The organism is Propionivibrio sp. (genome assembly GCF_049316945.1).
GTDB lineage: Bacteria > Pseudomonadota > Gammaproteobacteria > Burkholderiales > Rhodocyclaceae > Propionivibrio.
The window spans coordinates 1-17,484 of record NZ_JBMOJE010000056.1 but is presented as its reverse complement, the minus strand read 5'-3'; the positions used below and the strand labels follow the sequence as shown (position 1 = coordinate 17,484).

17 protein-coding genes are annotated in these 17,484 nt (G+C 58.7%); 14 read left to right on the top strand and 3 right to left on the bottom strand.

The window, feature by feature from the left end:
* The first annotated feature begins 72 nt into the window (after positions 1-72).
* From ACOYNV_RS13795 to ACOYNV_RS13785, 3 genes are read left to right on the top strand one after another with little or no spacing between them, the layout of a single operon-like run.
* Positions 73-858, top strand: a complete 786-nt coding sequence (locus tag ACOYNV_RS13795; protein WP_422900364.1) for an enoyl-CoA hydratase/isomerase family protein — start codon at positions 73-75, stop codon at positions 856-858.
* Between the two features lie 47 nt (positions 859-905).
* Positions 906-1,100, top strand: a complete 195-nt coding sequence (locus tag ACOYNV_RS13790) for a DUF1289 domain-containing protein (protein WP_422900363.1) — start codon at positions 906-908, stop codon at positions 1,098-1,100.
* Complete coding sequence (locus ACOYNV_RS13785) at positions 1,097-1,288, top strand: hypothetical protein (protein ID WP_422900362.1); 192 nt, start codon at positions 1,097-1,099, stop codon at positions 1,286-1,288. Before ACOYNV_RS13790 ends, ACOYNV_RS13785 begins: the two co-directional genes overlap by 4 nt.
* Before the next feature lie 41 nt (positions 1,289-1,329).
* On the opposite strand, the gene ACOYNV_RS13780 is transcribed toward ACOYNV_RS13785, so the two are convergent.
* From ACOYNV_RS13780 to ACOYNV_RS13770, 3 genes are all read right to left on the bottom strand, one after another.
* Positions 1,330-2,487: a diguanylate cyclase gene (locus tag ACOYNV_RS13780; protein WP_422900361.1), complete on the bottom strand. Its 1,158-nt coding sequence runs from the start codon at positions 2,485-2,487 to the stop codon at positions 1,330-1,332.
* Positions 2,488-2,801: 314 nt separating this feature from the next.
* Complete coding sequence (locus tag ACOYNV_RS13775; protein ID WP_422900360.1) at positions 2,802-3,566, bottom strand: hypothetical protein; 765 nt, start codon at positions 3,564-3,566, stop codon at positions 2,802-2,804.
* 91 nt (positions 3,567-3,657) lie between these two features.
* Positions 3,658-6,168, bottom strand: coding sequence for a sodium-translocating pyrophosphatase (locus ACOYNV_RS13770; RefSeq protein WP_422900359.1), 2,511 nt, complete (start codon positions 6,166-6,168; stop codon positions 3,658-3,660).
* 180 nt (positions 6,169-6,348) lie between these two features.
* Between ACOYNV_RS13770 and ACOYNV_RS13765 the strand changes: the two genes are divergently transcribed.
* The 11 genes from ACOYNV_RS13765 (at position 6,349) to ureC (ending at position 17,332) form a co-directional block, all read left to right on the top strand.
* The gene (locus ACOYNV_RS13765) at positions 6,349-6,516 is read left to right on the top strand and encodes a hypothetical protein (protein WP_422900358.1); all 168 of its coding nucleotides are present in this window, start codon (positions 6,349-6,351) and stop codon (positions 6,514-6,516) included.
* A gap of 514 nt (positions 6,517-7,030) precedes the next feature.
* Entirely contained in the window at positions 7,031-7,588 is a 558-nt protein-coding gene (locus tag ACOYNV_RS13760) for an NnrU family protein (RefSeq protein ID WP_422900357.1), read from the top strand.
* A 543-nt stretch (positions 7,589-8,131) separates the two neighbouring features.
* Positions 8,132-9,403, top strand: a complete 1,272-nt coding sequence (gene urtA, locus ACOYNV_RS13755) for an urea ABC transporter substrate-binding protein (RefSeq protein ID WP_422900356.1) — start codon at positions 8,132-8,134, stop codon at positions 9,401-9,403.
* A gap of 230 nt (positions 9,404-9,633) precedes the next feature.
* Positions 9,634-11,211 (top strand): urea ABC transporter permease subunit UrtB, encoded by a 1,578-nt coding sequence (gene urtB, locus ACOYNV_RS13750; RefSeq protein WP_422900355.1) that lies wholly within the window; start codon positions 9,634-9,636, stop codon positions 11,209-11,211.
* Between the two features lie 171 nt (positions 11,212-11,382).
* Positions 11,383-12,495, top strand: a complete 1,113-nt coding sequence (urtC, locus tag ACOYNV_RS13745) for an urea ABC transporter permease subunit UrtC (protein ID WP_422900354.1) — start codon at positions 11,383-11,385, stop codon at positions 12,493-12,495.
* Positions 12,492-13,337, top strand: coding sequence for an urea ABC transporter ATP-binding protein UrtD (gene urtD, locus ACOYNV_RS13740; protein ID WP_422900353.1), 846 nt, complete (start codon positions 12,492-12,494; stop codon positions 13,335-13,337). Before urtC ends, urtD begins: the two co-directional genes overlap by 4 nt.
* A gap of 2 nt (positions 13,338-13,339) precedes the next feature.
* Complete coding sequence (gene urtE / locus ACOYNV_RS13735; protein ID WP_422900352.1) at positions 13,340-14,032, top strand: urea ABC transporter ATP-binding subunit UrtE; 693 nt, start codon at positions 13,340-13,342, stop codon at positions 14,030-14,032.
* A 77-nt stretch (positions 14,033-14,109) separates the two neighbouring features.
* Complete coding sequence (locus ACOYNV_RS13730) at positions 14,110-14,994, top strand: urease accessory protein UreD (RefSeq protein WP_422900351.1); 885 nt, start codon at positions 14,110-14,112, stop codon at positions 14,992-14,994.
* A gap of 16 nt (positions 14,995-15,010) precedes the next feature.
* On the top strand, positions 15,011-15,313 hold the full coding sequence (gene ureA, locus ACOYNV_RS13725) for an urease subunit gamma (RefSeq protein WP_422900350.1): 303 nt from the start codon (positions 15,011-15,013) through the stop codon (positions 15,311-15,313).
* A 10-nt stretch (positions 15,314-15,323) separates the two neighbouring features.
* Positions 15,324-15,629: an urease subunit beta gene (locus tag ACOYNV_RS13720; protein ID WP_422900349.1), complete on the top strand. Its 306-nt coding sequence runs from the start codon at positions 15,324-15,326 to the stop codon at positions 15,627-15,629.
* On the top strand, positions 15,626-17,332 hold the full coding sequence (gene ureC, locus ACOYNV_RS13715; protein WP_422900348.1) for an urease subunit alpha: 1,707 nt from the start codon (positions 15,626-15,628) through the stop codon (positions 17,330-17,332). The genes ACOYNV_RS13720 and ureC overlap by 4 nt, the downstream gene beginning before the upstream one ends.
* The last annotated feature ends 152 nt before the right edge of the window (positions 17,333-17,484 follow it).

The window sequence follows — 17,484 nt, the reverse complement described above, 5'->3', positions numbered from 1 at the left end:
TGAATAGCCGATCGAATCCTTCATGGCTTTTGAACTTCAAAAATGGTATTCAGGTTGCTTGGCGGAGGTGCTATGTATCAATCGATTCTGACCGAGGTCGATGATTCCATTGGAATTCTCACGCTGAACAAGGCGGAACGTCACAACGCTATTGATGAGTTGCTTATCAGCGAAATCACTGGCGGTCTGCTTGAGCTTGAGGCCGATACGCGGGTAAGAGCCATTGTGCTTTCGTCCACCGGCAAAAGTTTTTGCGCCGGCGCCGACCTCAACTGGATCAAGCGAGCGGCGAACCATACGTCGCAGGAAAACCTGCGTGACGCGCGTAGCCTCGCTCTCTTGATGACAACACTGAATGAACTCTCCAAACCGACCATCGCTCGCGTCCAGGGTCCGGCTTATGGCGGCGGGGTTGGCCTGATTGCCGCCTGTGATATAGCTGTCGGCACCTATGACGCACAGTTTGCCCTCACCGAGGTAAAGCTGGGGATTCTGCCTGCGGTGATCAGCCCTTATGTTCTGGCGGCCATCGGTGAGCGCTACTGCCGACGCTATATGCTTTCCGCCGAGCGGTTTTCGGCGGCAGAGGCGTACCGAATCGGTCTGCTGCACGAAATCGTTCCAGGCGAAGAGCAACTTGATGAGGCGATCGCCGAGATCATGGACAGCTTATTGAAGAACGGCCCCAATGCGCAGGCCGAGTGCAAAGCGCTGATCCGTGCTGTCTCGGGCCAGCCAATTGACGAATCGACCGTCGAAGAAACCGCGCAACGCATCACCCGCATTCGGTCCAGCCCGGAAGGAAAAGAAGGCCTGGCGGCTATTCTGGAGAAACGCAAACCGAACTGGATTGGTTAATTCGTGTCTGATTGTCCATTCACTTCATTACGACCCACCATATTTGCATGAATCAAGCCAGCAAACAGGAACAAGCGGTTTCGCCGTGTATCAACGTGTGCACCCTGGATGACACTAACAGCCTTTGTCGGGGCTGCTTTCGTACTATCGAGGAAATTGCCGTCTGGAGCCATGCTTCAAACGATGAGCGACTGAGGATTATTGCGGCCATCGCGCAACGACGTGAAGAAATGAGTCAATGAGTGAAGCTGAATACGAATACCCGTGCCTCGGTGTTTGCATGGCCGATCCCGACTCCGGCTATTGCCTTGGTTGCGGTCGGCCACCGTTGCCGGTATCGATCAGCCAGAAAATTGTTGCCGGACAAGAGAATCAAGGGACGCAGAACCCCTTGAACTGCTCCCTGAAGAAGGATGAGGAAAAACAATGAATCACATCCCCGGATGATGCTGCGGGCCGGTTCCAGCAAACTCAGAGCGTCGCTTCTTCCACTATGGCACGCTGTTGAAGTTGTTGTTTGATGTCATCCAGCGGCAACGCCAGCGCCAGTTCCCGATCCAGCACCTGTAACAGCGGCAGAATCATCAAGCCAAGCGTGCCAATATGCGCGGGGATGTTCATTTTCCCTTGCGCACTCAAGGCATCGAGCAGTTTTCTGGCGCTCTTGTCCCAACAGTGAAATGGGCATTCCGGCTTGTACTCGGTGGCAACAGTGTTGCCCCCGCAAACCAGCGCCTGATCGAGGCGCCGGTCCGCCAGAAAAAACAGTTCGCCGCCGCTGGTGACCTCGTCTTCGAAAGCACTGGCAACGCCCACGCTGGCCGTCAGCTTCACCTTTTGCCCGCGAATCGTTATCTGCCCTGACGCCAGACTCTTGCATACCTGCTTGCCAAAACGTACACCCTGCTTGAGTTCAATACCATGCGAAATGATCGCCAGACGCTCTCCACGACAGCGGCCGATCAAGTCATTCGCACCTAATTTGGCAACCAGCAAACCGGCAAAGCGAGTCGCTATCATTCCCGCCACGTCTTCGCCAAACCGGTTGATCAGCGCATCACGATTGTCGATACCGAAGACCAGGGCACAGACCTTTGCGGTCGGCGGATCGGCAAATGAAAGGGTAGATAAAAGTGACCTGAATTGATCGCTTTCCAACATCTTTTCCGGCTCAGGTGGCGGTACAACGGATGGCATATCCTCTTCCCTGGGCAACTCGGGAAGGACAACGCTCCGGGTAAAGACCGTTGATTCAAGCAGATTGTTCAGGCACTCGACAATCTCCGATTTATTCATCGTCTTGCTGATGAAGCCTGCCACCCCGAGCTCACGGTCAAGCGCCCTGGCGGATTGATTGTCGACATCCGAGACTATCAGCACAAAGGGAATTTCCCGCAGCCGCCGCATGGTACTCGTCCTCAGGCGCGCCAAAAGATCGTGCGCTTCCAGTTTGGGCGTATGGATGCCGGTGATTATCGCCACGATATTGGGGTTCAACATGAGTGTTTGACGAGCCGATTCACCGTCCCCTTCTTCAAGGATCTCGAAATCGTCCTTGAGATGTTTGGTCAGCGTTGCCCGCACAACGCGCGAGCCATCAACTACCAGAATCCGGCGAAGCTTCTTCATATCTTCCAATGTTTTCTGCCGGCCAATGTTTAAATTGAGAAATAACCGGCGTCCGTGTCTGCCACCAAACAGGCAACCGTCACTTTAGTCCAGACGGGCATGTTTGTGTATATTGGAAGTCCTTCTTTTTGCACGAGTTCATCGGCGTAGCGGTGTACTCAACTGGTAGCGGGTTTTCGAAAGTGTCCGGAATTTGTCTGGACCCTCTATAGGCAAGGGATGCGACTGTCCAGGGGATTGTGGCGCTGGACTGACTCTGGAGCCAGCCCACCCTGGCCAAAATGACCAATCAAGCCACAAGGCACCTCTCGTCTTCAGAGATTGGCCGAACGCCACCAGTTCGGGTGATCCTTCCTGAGCACGGCTTGCGAGAGCATCGGGTAATAGACGAGTTCATCACCAATACCGATGTAGAAACCATTCTTGACCATTCGATACGGGAATTGGAGCGAATGCACGCGGTGTACCAACTTGTTCTGCTTCGAACCTGGCCTCAACTCCATCAAGGCTTCGCGCAAATGCTGCAAGAAGGTATAGGGCAGGTCACCCTCCTGGCCGTTTTCCGGATCGCGGGCCAGTGGCCCCAGTTCGAGTTCGACAAAGCACATGCCGGGAAAGCTGAAGGTCTTGGATGGCGAGGTGGTAACGTCGGCGTAGTAGGCGGCCGGGTCGAGGGTGCTCACCACCATGCTGTTGATCGGCACCATATCCTGGTACATGTGCAGTTCCCGTTCGGGCAGCGGAAGCTCGCTTCCACGGTTCAAGCCCAGCGTCGCGCCCATGGCCGTGGTCAGGTACATCTTGCCGATGGCACTCAGCGAAAGGTGTTCTATCACCCGATACATCGCGATGTAGACGGAGTTCTTGGGAGAACCATCCGGCTTAGCCACACAGCGCCTGACAGCCGACTCAATGTCGAAGAATTCGTGGCGGAACGAGGGATCGACTTCGAAAAAGATGGCCTGCCCCTTCGATTTGAACTTGTGGCCCGTGGCGTAATATTGCCCGAACTCCTCCGGTGGCAGCATGGAGGCGATCAGCGCTTCGGGAATCAGCGAGAAGTAAAGATGCATGGTCATGATTTAAGCCTCCATATAAGAGTTCAACTTCGAAAAATAATGGCTGTTTGTCCCTGCCACGTACGTAGCGAGAGCCATCTTCACCCCGACACTACCGGACTTCTTCCTTGACGACGATGCGCATGCTGTAGAAACTGCGGAATACGAATACGAGGTTGACGGCCAGGAACAGGGCTGACAAGGCCAATACCGTTGCTTGATGCCCCTGCGCTTGCAAACCAACCGCCATTTCGACCGCCAGCAGACCGAACAAGGTGGTGAACTTGATGATCGGATTCATGGCCACCGAGGCGGTGTCCTTGAACGGATCGCCAACGGTATCGCCGACCACCGAGGCATTGTGCAGATCGGTGCCCTTGGCGTGCATTTCGGTTTCGACGATTTTCTTGGCGTTGTCCCAGGCGCCACCGGCGTTGGCCATGAAAACCGCCTGGTAAAGGCCGATGATCGCCAGCGAGATCAGGTAGCCGATGAAGAAGAACGGCTCGATAAAGGCGCAGGCCAGCGTGCCGAAAAACACCGCCATGAAGATGTTGAACATGCCTTTCTGCGCGTAGATCGTGCAGATCTCGACGACTTTCTTGCTGTCTTTCTGCGACGCTTTCACCACCTGATCGAGCCGGATGTGCGTGCTGATGAACTCGACGGCGCGGTAGGCGCCGGTCGAAACCGCCTGCGTGCTGGCGCCGGAGAACCAGAAGATCGTCGCGCCGCCGGCGACCAGACCAAGCAGGAACGGCGGGTGGAGCAGCGAGAGCTTGTCCAGGTTTTCCGTCAGGCCGCTGGTGAGCAGCATGACGATGGAGAAAACCATGGTGGTAGCGCCGACCACGGCGGTTCCGATCAGTACCGGCTTGGCGGTGGCCTTGAAGGTGTTGCCTGCCCCATCGTTCTCTTCGAGCAGGAACTTCGCGGTTTTGAAGTTGAGGTCGAAACCGAAGTCCCTCTTCACTTCCGCCTCAATTCCAGGCAACTGCTCTATCATCGACAGTTCATACACCGACTGCGCGTTGTCGGTGACCGGGCCGTAGCTATCGACGGCAATGGTCACCGGACCCATTCCCAGAAAACCGAAGGCGACCAGCCCGAACGAGAACACGGCGGCCATCATCGCCGCCTTGGTGTAATCGGGATTGATCACCGCGGTCAGGTCGAACTGCGACATGAGGTAGGCGCCCGTCATCAGTCCGACGATGATGATGCCGATCCAGAAAGCGGAGAAGTAGCCGGCGACCAGTCCGGACAGGATGTTGAGACTGGCACCGCCGGCTTTGGATGCCGTCACCACTTCGCGCACATGCTTGGAGTTGGTCGAGGTGAACACTTTCACCACCTCGGGAATGATGGCGCCGGCCAGCGTTCCGAGCGTGATGATCAACGAAAGTTGCCACCACAGGTTGCTGTAGGCCTTGCCGGCGAGCGCGAAGTTGCCCATCAGCAAATATGACACGATGAAGGTGATGATCAGGGAAACGACCGACGTGATCCATACCAGCGAGGTCAGCGGAGATTCGAAATTGAAGCGCACCTTTTCCCCGTACAGGCGGCGGGCAAGCACCTGGTTGCCGAGATAGGAAATACCAGAAGCCACGATCATCATCACGCGCATGACAAACAGCCAGACCAGCAACTGAACCTGTACCGAGGGTTCCGGCACGGCGAGCATGATGAAGCTGATCAGCGCCACGCCGGTGACGCCGTAGGTTTCGAAACCGTCCGCCGTCGGGCCGACCGAGTCGCCGGCATTGTCGCCGGCACAGTCGGCGATCACCCCGGGGTTGCGCGCATCGTCTTCCTGGATGCCGAATTCGATTTTCATCAAGTCGGAGCCGATGTCGGCGATCTTGGTGAAGATGCCGCCGGCAATGCGCAAAGCGGCGGCGCCCAGCGACTCGCCGATGGCGAAGCCGATGAAGCACTTGCCGGCCAGGCCGGGCGGCACGAAGAGCAGGATGCAGAGCATGATCAGCAGTTCGGTCGAGATCAGCAGCATGCCGATCGAAATGCCCGACTTGATCGGTATGGCGTAGACGGCATAAGGTTTGGCCGTCAGCGAGGCGAATGCGGTGCGGCTGTTGGCCAGGGTATTGATGCGTATGCCGAACCAGGCCACCGCGAAGGAGCCCGCGATGCCGACCAGGGAAAACGCCAGGATCAGCGCCACGTGAGGAATCGGGAGTTGCTGCACGACATAGAAGTAACCGACCATCAGCACCCCCGTCAACGCCTGCAGAATCAACAGAAACTTGCCCTGGGTAATCATGTAGGTCTTGCACGTTTCATAGATGAGTTCGCTGACTTCGGCCATCGAACGATGGACCGGCAAACGGTAAATCTGGCGGTAGATGATGGCGCCGAAGACCAGGCCGCCGAAGCAGACAAAGAGTCCGTACGAAAGCAGGGTCCAGCCGGATGTCCCGCCAAGGAATGTCACCAGCGATACGTCGCCAAGGTCGGGCAGGACGAGATTAGCCTCGCTGACATGGCCCGTGGCTGCAAGAGCCGGCAGTGAACCCGAGGCGATGGCGAAAAGCAATGTCATCAGCAGGCAGCGTGCCGCGCTGAGCCAGGCCGGCAAATACGTAGAGTTAGCAAACGTCATCAGTATTCCCCAAGAAAAAACGATCCGGAAGCACGCCCTGGCGATATCCATCCTGACAGGCAAAGCCGCGCCGGGGATGTTCAAAGACTGAAATGCGAAAGACGCATTAAAAGTATCCATGCGTCTATCAGTGCAGTCAACCCTGACTAACGGGCATGGCTTTGAAAGGCGCCCCAAATTATGAAAGCCCTGCCCGTTCCCCTGCCTTGCAGTGCGGATTGCCGAACGGTTCTCGCCCAGGGCATGGCGCTTGGCGCGTCCGGCATTGCCGTCCATCCGTCGGCCAAGGTGTTCGCTGACCTTTTTGCCCGCGGGAGCTTTCTTTTGCGCCCTGTGCAGGAACGATAGATACCTGGAGCTTTGATTCCGGTTTTTCAGGCGGGTGAACAAACGGGGCTATATCCGCTGTACCAGATGATGACCGAGCGTGTGGTTTGCATTAACACGACTGCCGCCGGAGGCAACACATCCTTGATGGCCCTGGGTGCTTGAGGAGATAAAAGCATCCATGCCTATCCGGTTACCATAGGCTGCGAGTGAAGTCGAATGCGAATCTTGAACTAAGTGCATTACAGTATTGACTCAGGGATCCACTTTAGTCAGCCTTGGAAAACTGCATCTTGGCCATCGGAGCCAGTCAAGAAATGCGTAAATTGATCTGTTATGGGGAAACTTTTACCTCATCGTTGGTGCTTCCGATGTCGTTGTAGTCTGAAACAGACGCAATGACCAAGTCAGCTAAACTTCTGTCATCCGCCAACAAGGATAGTTGCTAGTGTAAACGTGCTTTTTCTAGTGTTCGTCACATCAAACCAGGGAAGTAACCGCTCACCTTTTCAAGCAAAAGTGAAGGAACGAAACGATGCTGATTTTTGTTTCCGGTGTAGTACTGTTTTTTGTTCTCCATTTCGCCACTGCAACGCCCGCTGTGCGCCAAAAGTTCGTCAAGCTCACCGGTGAAAAAGTCTGGAAGGGCTTGGTGGCACTGGGCTCCTTGGCGGGTATCGTGCTGATCAGTTTCGGATGGAAGTTAGCGCCTAATACGGTACTGTTTACCCCAAGCGCTTTCGCGATACAGTTGGCGCCGGTGCTTGTCAGCGTTGCTCTGGTACTGTTTGTTATCGGAGGCGGAAACCTCAAGGGCTACATCCGGCGGTCATTGCATCACCCGATGCTGGTGGGTGCCATCCTCTGGTCGAGCACGCACTTGCTGGCAAACGGCGGCTTGCGGGAAACCCTGCTTTTCGGCACCTTTCTTGTCTTTTCCGTCTATGCACTTTGCTCGCTCTTGCTCGCAGGCAAACGTGCCGCGTTCGTGCCGTCCTGGCGGTGGGACGCTGTCGGCATCGGCATCGGGTTGTTTGTCTCTATTGGAGTCATGCACGCCCACAAGTTGCTGTTTGGCGTAGCCGTCGTTTGAAATTCTCAAGACACCTCGAAACTGGGCGTTCTTGAATAATTCGGAAATTCTGCCCATCAGTCGGTAAGTTGGCATGATGAGGATCGATTTCACCGCCAAAGACAGCCAGAGCCCTGTAAACATAACAAGAATCGTCGCCACAAATTCTCCAAGCCAAAATACAAGGTGACCAACTGGCCCGAGTACAACGGTGCATTGCGGCGGCGTGGCGACCTCACAATCTGGTTTTCGGCAGAGGCCACCAATGAATGGTGCTTAGCCAAAGCAGGCGCACGGGGTCGGCCACTGGAGAATTCTCAATCGGCTGTTCAATATTCAAGGTGCCAAACAGAGCCAAGGATCGGCTGAGTTTGCCGTTGGTACCACGCGCTTGGCCATCTAGCGCCCGATAGGGTCGGTAATCTCCTGCGTGCAATAATCCCCTACGCAATCTGACGTATTCCGCGAATCCCGCGCTCTCCTTAATCTGGCGTTGCGCTGCAGCAAACGTTGCAGCCTTCATTGCAGCCCTTTTTCCCCGCCCAACTTTTGAGGAGCCTCACCATGAAATCCCGTCGTAATTTCATCAAGGCCACCGTGCTGTCCGCGGCACTTGCATCTGCAGGTCTGATTTCCTTTACCGCCTACGCCGCCGACACGATCAAGGTTGGCGTGCTGCACTCCCTGTCCGGCACCATGGCCATTTCCGAGACCGCTCTCAAGGAAACGGTGCTGATGACCATCGACGAAATCAACAAGTCCGGCGGCGTGCTGGGCAAGAAACTGGAACCGGTGGTCGTCGATCCGGCATCCAACTGGCCGCTATTTGCCGAAAAGGCCCGCCAGTTGCTGACCAAGGACAAGGTGGACGTTGTTTTCGGCTGCTGGACCTCGGTTTCGCGCAAGTCGGTGCTGCCGGTGTTCAAGGAACTGAACGGCCTGCTCTTCTACCCGGTGCAGTACGAGGGTGAAGAACTCGAAAAGAACGTCTTCTACACCGGCGCCGCGCCTAACCAGCAAGCCATCCCGGCTGTCGAATACCTGATGAGCAAGGACGGCGGCGAAGCCAAGCGCTTCGTACTGCTCGGCACCGACTACGTCTACCCGCGAACCACCAACAAGATCCTGCGCGCCTTCCTGAAGTCGAAGGGCGTGGCTGACGCCGACATCATGGAAGAGTACACGCCGTTCGGCCACAGCGATTACCAGACCATCATCGCCAAGATCAAGAAGTTCGCTTCCGAAGGCAAGAAGACGGCCGTCGTGTCGACCATCAACGGCGACTCCAACGTACCGTTCTACAAGGAACTCGGCAATGCCGGCCTGAAGGCTACCGACGTCCCGGTCGTCGCCTTCTCGGTCGGCGAAGAGGAACTGCGCGGCGTCGACACCAAGCCGCTGGTCGGCCACCTGGCTTCGTGGAACTACTTCATGTCGCTGAAGAATCCTGAGAACGCCAAGTTCGTCAAGCTCTACCAGGACTGGGCCAAGAAGCAGAAGCTGCCGAACGCCGACAAGGTCGTCACCAACGACCCGATGGAAGCCACCTACATCGGCATCCACATGTGGAAGCAGGCAGTCGAAAAAGCCAAGTCCACCGACGTGGATAAGGTCATCGCGGCCATGGCCGGCCAGACCTTCAAGGCACCGAACGGCTACACCATCAAGATGGATGAAAAGAACCACCACCTGCACAAGCCCGTGTTCATCGGCGAAGTAAAGGCCGACGGTCAGTTCAACGTTGTCTGGAAAACGCCAGGCCCGATTCGCGCCCAGCCGTGGAGTCCGTTCATTGCCGGCAACGACACGAAGAAGGAAGTGCCGGAAGGCAAGTAATCCGGCCAGTTGGCTTGCTATGCAAAACGGGGGCTTCGGCTCTCGTTTTTTTTCAGTACCAAAAATACATGCCCGCAGGTGAATACGCGAAGTGGGCGAAGCTACTTGATGTCATATTGCACTCACTGAGCGCAGCAATCTTCCGCCCCCTACGCAATTCAGCGTATTCCATCTATCCGGCCCAAACCTTAATCTGTCATTGCACTGCACAAATTGCGGACGGACCTTCCATGACCAGATCTTTGCTTGTTTTTCTGCTTTACGCTTGTTGCCTGTCAGCGCATGCCGCGCTCGACGCGGCCCAGGTTCGCCAGTTGGCGGCCGAAGATTCCACCGACAAGGTCGTTGCCATCCAGCAACTGACGCAAACGGCCGACATCGATGCGGTGCGTGTGCTCAAGGCGATGGCCGACGACAATCTCTACCTGAGCGCCGACCAGGTCATCATCATTGAGGGTGAGAAGGCCTTTGACGCCGCTACCGGCAAGCCGATAAAGATGCCGGACAGCCCCGAGACAGTCACCGTCAATAACCGGATTCGCGGCGAACTGGCCAGTGCGCTGGCCGCCCTCAAGCTTTTCGACACCAACGCCGGCGTTCGCCTGGCATCGGCCAGAAAACTGCAAAGCCAGGTCAGCCCGGCGATGGCCCCGCTACTGGCCCGCGCTTTGGAAAAGGAAACGGATAGCCAGATCAAGGCGCTGCTCACCCTGGCGCACGCCCAGGCCAACCTTGGCAACACCGACCCTGCAGCCCGACTGGCCGCCGTCAAGGCGTTGGCAGAAACCTCCTCGCCGACCATCAAAAGCGTATTGCAACCGCTGACCGAGAAGGCCAACGAGCCGGACAACAGGGTGCGATACGGAGCGATTGCCGCCATCAAATCCATCGACAGTCGGCTGCAACGGGCCGAAAACCTCGGCCGCGTCTTTTCCGGCCTGTCGCTGGGCAGCATCCTGCTGCTCGGAGCACTCGGCTTGGCCATCACGTACGGTGTGATGGGCATCATCAACATGGCGCATGGCGAGTTGCTGATGGTCGGCGCCTATTCCGCCTACATCATGCAGAGCGTCTTTCGCGCCTACTTTCCGGAGGCCATCGACTGGTATCTGCCGGCGGCCATTCCGGTCGCCTTCTTCGCCGCCGCGCTGGTCGGCGTACTCATGGAGCGCACCGTGATCCGCTGGCTCTACGGGCGCACGCTGGAAACGCTGCTCGCCACCTGGGGCCTGTCGCTGGTGCTGATCCAGACGGCCCGCGTGGTCTTCGGCGCGCAGAACGTCGAAGTCTCCAACCCGAGCTGGATGTCCGGCGGCATCGAGCTGCTGCCCAACCTGATCCTGCCATGGAACCGCATCATCATCGTCGGCTTCGCGCTGTTCGTACTGCTGCTGGTCTGGGTGCTTATGAACAAGACACGGCTCGGCATGTTCGTCCGTGCGGTAACGCAGAACCGCCAGATGGCGGGATGCGTCGGCGTACCAACATCCCGCATCGACACCCTGGCCTTCGCCCTCGGTGCCGGTATCGCCGGCCTTGGCGGGCTGGCATTGTCGCAGATTTCCAACGTCGGTCCGGACATGGGGCAGGGCTATATCGTCGATTCGTTCATGGTCGTCGTCGTCGGCGGTGTTGGACAACTGGCCGGTGCAGTCTGGGCAGCGCTCGGCCTCGGCATCTTCAGCAAATTGCTGGAAGGCTGGGCCGGCGCGGTGGTCGCCAAGATCACCATCCTCGTCTGCATCATCGTCTTCATCCAGAAGCGTCCGCAGGGCATCTTCGCCCTCAAGGGCCGCTCCGTCGATTAAGCATGAGGATGCCGACCATGCAAATCTCGATTCAGTTGCAACTTGCCTGCACCCCCCTGATAAGGGGGGCTGGGGGGGTTGGGTTTAAAAGCCGTTCCCCCGCCTCCACCGCTGCTAACCCCCCCAGCCCCCCTTATCAGGGGGGTGAAAAACCTCTCCATCGGATGTGCCATGCGTAAATCTGTGACCCTTCGCGTCCTCACGGCGCTCGACAGGAAAAGCTGGATCGCGCTCGGCGCCTTCCTTGCCGTGACCTTGATCGCCGTTCCTTTGCTGCATCTTGCCGTACCGCCCGACAGCGCTTTCCATGTCTCGGCCTACGCCATCACGTTGTTCGGCAAGATCATGTGTTACGCCATCGTGGCCGTGGCAATGGATCTGATCTGGGGTTATGGCGGCATCCTGTCGCTCGGCCACGGGCTTTTCTTCGCCCTCGGCGGCTACGCTTTCGGGATGTACCTGATGCGCCAGATCGGGCGCGACGGAAGTTACCAGAGCGACTTGCCGGACTTCATGGTGTTTCTCGACTGGAAGGAGCTGCCCTGGTACTGGAGCGGCAGCGACAGCCTGCTGTGGGTGGCGTGCCTGATCGTTCTGGTGCCGGCCATCGTCGCCTTCGTCTTCGGCTACTTCGCCTTCCGCTCGCGCATCAAGGGCGTTTATTTCTCGATCATCACGCAGGCGCTGACCTACGCCGCGATGCTGCTTTTCTTCCGCAACGAAACCGGCTTCGGCGGCAACAACGGCTTCACCGATTTCAAGCGCGTACTCGGCTACACCATCACCTCTCCGGATACCCGGCTGGTGCTGTTCGGGCTAACCGCGCTGATGCTGGCGCTGACGCTGGTCTTTGCGCGCTGGCTGGTGACCTCGAAGTTCGGACGCGTACTGACGGCGATCCGCGATGCCGAATCGCGCGTCATGTTCATCGGCTACAACCCGCTCTGGTACAAGCTCTTCATATGGACGCTGTCGGCTATCCTGTGCGGCATTGCCGGCGCGCTTTATGTGCCCCAGGTCGGCATCATCAACCCGTCCGAAATGAGCACCGCGAATTCGATCGAGATTGCCATCTGGGTCGCGGTGGGTGGTCGTGGCACGCTGATCGGGCCAATCATCGGCGCCTTCGTGGTCAATCTGGCCAAGAGCTGGTTCACCGTTTCGTTCCCTGAATACTGGCTGTTCTTCCTTGGCCTGCTGTTCATCGTCGTCACGCTGATGTTGCCGCACGGATTGGTCGGACTCTGGAAAACGCTGCGGCAATCCCGGGGAGCACGGGCATGAGCACGAGGGAGTTTTTCCGCAAGGTCATCGGCATCGATCCTGAAAAATGCGCGCCGGAATACCGGGTGGGCTATCAAAGCAAGCAGAGAACGCTGGATCTCTCGCACAAGGTCATTCTCTATCTTGAGGATATCAGCGTCAGCTTCGACGGCTTCAAGGCGCTGAACAAACTCAACCTGACCATCGACGCCGGTGAATTGCGCTGCATCATCGGCCCGAACGGGGCCGGCAAGACGACGATGATGGACGTCATCACCGGCAAGACGCGCCCCGATTCGGGAACCGCCTTCTTCGGCCAGAGCATCGACCTGACGAGCCTCTCCGAGCCGGAAATCGCGCACGCCGGCATCGGCCGCAAGTTCCAGAAGCCGACGATCTTCGAACAGCACACTGTTTTCGGGAATCTCGAACTGGCGATGAAGACCGACAAGCGCGTGCAGCGCAGCCTGTTTGCTTCGCTGCGCGACGACGAGCGCGACCTTATTTCCGACACGTTGCGCCAGATCCGCCTCGACGCCGAGGCCGACCGCCCGGCCGGCCTGCTTTCGCATGGCCAGAAACAATGGCTGGAAATCGGCATGTTGCTGGTGCAGGAGCCGAGGCTGTTGCTCCTGGACGAACCGGTGGCTGGCATGACCGACGACGAAACCATGCGTACCGCCGAACTCTTTCTGTCGCTGGCCGGCAAGCATTCGCTGGTCGTCGTCGAACACGACATGGCCTTCATCGACAAACTCGGCGGTCTGGTCACCGTTCTCCACGAAGGTTCGGTGCTCACCGAAGGGCCACTGGCCATGGTTCAGGAAGACCCGCGCGTCATCGAAGTCTATCTCGGAAGATAAGCATGCTCAGCGTCGAAAATCTCAACCAGTACTACGGAGGCAGCCACATCCTGCGCGGCCTCACTTTCTCCACGGAACCCGGCAAGGTAACCACCCTGCTCGGCCGCAACGGTGTCGGCAAGACCACGCTGCTCAAGTGCCTGATGGGCCTGGTACCAACGCGCAGCGGCAGCATCAGCTTTAACGGCAAGGACATTACCAATGCGGCGCCACATGAGCGCGTCAAGGCCGGAATCGGCTTCGTGCCGCAAGGGCGGGAAATTTTCCCGCGCCTCACCGTCGAGGAAAACCTGCTGATGGGACTGGCCACGCGGCCGGGAAGCACGCCGATCCCGGAGCGGATTTTCGAGATGTTCCCGGTGCTGAAACAGATGCTGAACCGGCGCGGCGGTGACCTCTCCGGCGGGCAGCAGCAGCAATTAGCAATCGGTCGCGCGCTGGCCATGGGGCCAAAACTGCTGATCCTCGACGAGCCGACCGAAGGTATACAGCCATCGATCATCAAGGACATCGAACGCGCCATCCGCCTGCTCGCCGAAACCGGCGAAATGGCCATCCTGCTCGTCGAACAGTTTTACGACTTTGCCGAATCGCTGGCCGACCAGTACCTGCTCATGGAACGTGGCGAATTCATCATGCGCGGCAAGGGCGAGGATATGCCAAAGGACGGCGTGCGGGAGGCGCTCTCCGTATAATCCTTCTTATGGAATCAAGCCTGCCAATAACCCCAACCCCCCCAGCCCCCCTTATCAGGGGGGAGTGGAGGAGTCCGGTGGGTTTTAGCTCCCCCCTGATAAGGGGGGCTAGGGGGGTTGGGGTTAACAGCCCATCCACAACCTGGCACGCCAACCTTTCCCTCACCTTCACCCGCCGCGACAACGCCACCATCCTCACCGACCGCCACCACCGCGGCCCGCTGCGCGTGCAAAAACCCCTCTACCCCGAAGGCGAGTCTGTCTGCCAGACAATCCTGCTCCACCCTCCCTCCGGCATTGCCGGCGGTGACCAACTTCAAATCTCAGCCAGCATCGGCCCGCAAGCCCATGCCCAACTCACCACCCCCGGCGCCGGCAAGTGGTATCGCTCGGGCGGCGCCGAAGCTTCGCAGTCCATCGACTTCAAAGTTGGTGTGGGCGCCATACTCGAATGGCTGCCGCAGGAAACCATCGTCTTCGACGGAGCCCGCGCTCGCATGCAAACACTCGTCGAACTGGCCGCCGACAGCCGCTACCTAGGCTGGGAAATCCTCTGCCTCGGGCGCCGTGCCGCCGGCGAACGATTCACTTACGGCAACATCGGCCTGCACACGCGCATCGAACGAGCAGGCCAACCACTCTGGCTGGAGCGCGGACAGATTGCAGGCGACGACGCCATGCTGCACAGCCCGGCTGGCTGGGCCGGTACCACGGTCTGCGGCACATTTCTCGCCACTTTACTGCCCGGCGATGACCTAGCGGCTTTGAAAACCGCCTGCCGCGCCATCTCACCGACCGACGGCGCCGAACATGGCATTACCGCGCTCCCCGGCCTGCTCGTCGCACGCTACCTGGGGCAGCACAGCGAAGCCGCCCGCCACTGGTTTACCGCGCTCTGGCAGGTACTACGCCCGGCTCTGCTCGGCCGTCCCGCAGTCCCGCCGCGCATCTGGAACACATGAAAATTCAGGAGAATGCATGGAACTCACACCACGTGAAAAAGACAAGCTGATGATCTTCACCGCCGGCCTGCTCGCCGAACGGCGCAAAGACAGAGGGCTGAAACTCAACTACCCGGAAGCGGTGGCGCTGATCAGTTGCGCGATCATGGAAGGCGCCCGCGATGGCCGCAGCGTCGCCGAACTGATGAGCGAAGGGACGCGCATCCTGGCGCGCCATGAAGTGATGGAAGGCATCCCGGAAATGATTCCGGAAATCCAGGTCGAAGCCACTTTCCCCGACGGGACGAAGCTTGTCACCGTCCACAACCCCATCGTTTAAGGAGCGCTCGATGATTCCAGGTGAAATGATCGTTGACCCCGGCGAACTCGAACTCAACGCCGGGCGCGAGCGGATCGCGCTGAGCGTGGCCAACACCGGCGACCGGCCAGTGCAGGTCGGCTCGCACTACCACTTCTTCGAAACCAATGCAGCGCTCGACTTTGACCGTGACGCCGCCAGAGGCTTCCGCCTCGACATCGCCGCCGGCACCGCCGTGCGCTTCGAGCCGGGCCAGACGCGCAGCGTACAACTGGTGGCACTGGCCGGCGAGCGCCAGGTCTATGGCTTCCGTGGCCTGATTCAGGGGGCTTTATGAGCACGAGAATCACCCGCCAGGCCTATGCCGAAATGTTCGGCCCGACCACCGGCGACCGCCTCCGCCTGGCCGACACCGAACTCTTCATCGAGGTTGAAAAGGACTTCACGATCTACGGCGAGGAAGTGAAATTCGGCGGCGGCAAGGTCATCCGCGACGGCATGGGGCAAAGCCAGCGGATTTCTGCTGAAACCGTCGATACGGTGATTACCAACGCGCTGATCGTCGACGCCGTCACAGGCATCGTCAAGGCCGACATCGGGTTGAAAGAAGGCCGCATCGCCGCCATCGGCAAGGCCGGCAACCCGGACATCCAGCCCGGAATAGACATTGTCATCGGCCCCGGCACCGAAGTCATCGCCGGCGAAGGGATGATCGTCACCGCTGGCGGTATCGACAGCCACATCCATTTCATCTGCCCGCAGCAGATCGAAGAAGCCCTGAATTCGGGCATCACCACCATGCTCGGTGGCGGCACCGGCCCGGCCACCGGCACCTTCGCCACCACCTGCACCCCTGGCCCGTGGCACATCCACCGTATGCTCGAAGCCGCCGACGCCTTCCCGATGAACCTCGGCTTCCTCGGCAAAGGTAACGCCAGCCTGCCCGAAGCCCTGCGCGAGCAAGTCGAAGCCGGCGCCATGGGACTCAAGCTGCATGAGGACTGGGGCACGACACCGGCAGCCATCGACTGCTGCCTGGCGGTGGCCGACGAGATGGACGTGCAGGTCGCCATCCACTCCGACACGCTCAACGAATCCGGCTTCGTTGAAACCACGCTGGCCGCCTTCAAGGGCCGCACCATCCACACCTTCCACACCGAAGGTGCTGGTGGCGGTCATGCGCCGGACATCATCCGCGCTGCCGGCCTGCCCAACGTGCTGCCCAGCTCGACCAACCCGACCATGCCGTACACGGTCAATACCATCGACGAGCATCTCGACATGCTGATGGTTTGCCACCACCTCGACCCGTCCATCGCCGAAGACATCGCCTTCGCCGAGTCGCGCATCCGCCGCGAGACGATCGCCGCCGAAGACATCCTGCACGACCTCGGCGCCTTCTCGATGATGAGCTCCGATTCGCAAGCCATGGGCCGCGTCGGCGAAGTGATCATCCGCACCTGGCAGACGGCGCACAAGATGAAGGTGCAGCGCGGGCCTTTACCGCAGGATTCGGCCCGCAATGACAACTTCCGCGTCAAACGCTACATCGCCAAATACACCATCAACCCAGCCATTACCCATGGCATTGCGCACACCGTCGGCTCCCTCGAAGTCGGCAAGCTGGCCGACCTCGTTCTCTGGAAGCCGGCCTTCTTCGGCGTCAAACCGAGTCTGATTTTAAAAGGCGGGATGATCGCCTCGGCCGCCATGGGCGACCCGAATGCATCTATTCCGACGCCGCAACCGGTGCATTACCGGCCGATGTTTGGCAGCTACGGCAAGGCGCTGAAAACGTCGGTAACCTTCGTTTCGCAAGCGGCGCTGAATAACCCGGCGGTACAGGCGCTCGGCCTGAGCAAGCCGCTGGTGGCCGTTTCCGGCACGCGCGGATTGAAAAAATCGGACATGGTGTTGAATGGTGCGACGCCAGTTATCGATGTCGATCCGGAAACCTATGCGGTGCGCGCGGATGGCGAACTGCTGGTTTGTGAACCGGCAGAAACGCTGCCGATGACGCAGAGATACTTTTTGTTTTGAGGCTTGACGTGAACGAAACCCAAAGCACCCCCTCCCCAATCCTCCCCTTATCAGGGGAGGGAGCAGTTAACTCCCCCCCTGACAAGGGGGGGCCGGGGGCAATGCTCTCAACCTAACAGACCATTCGCATATTTCGCTGAAATTCTGCAGGT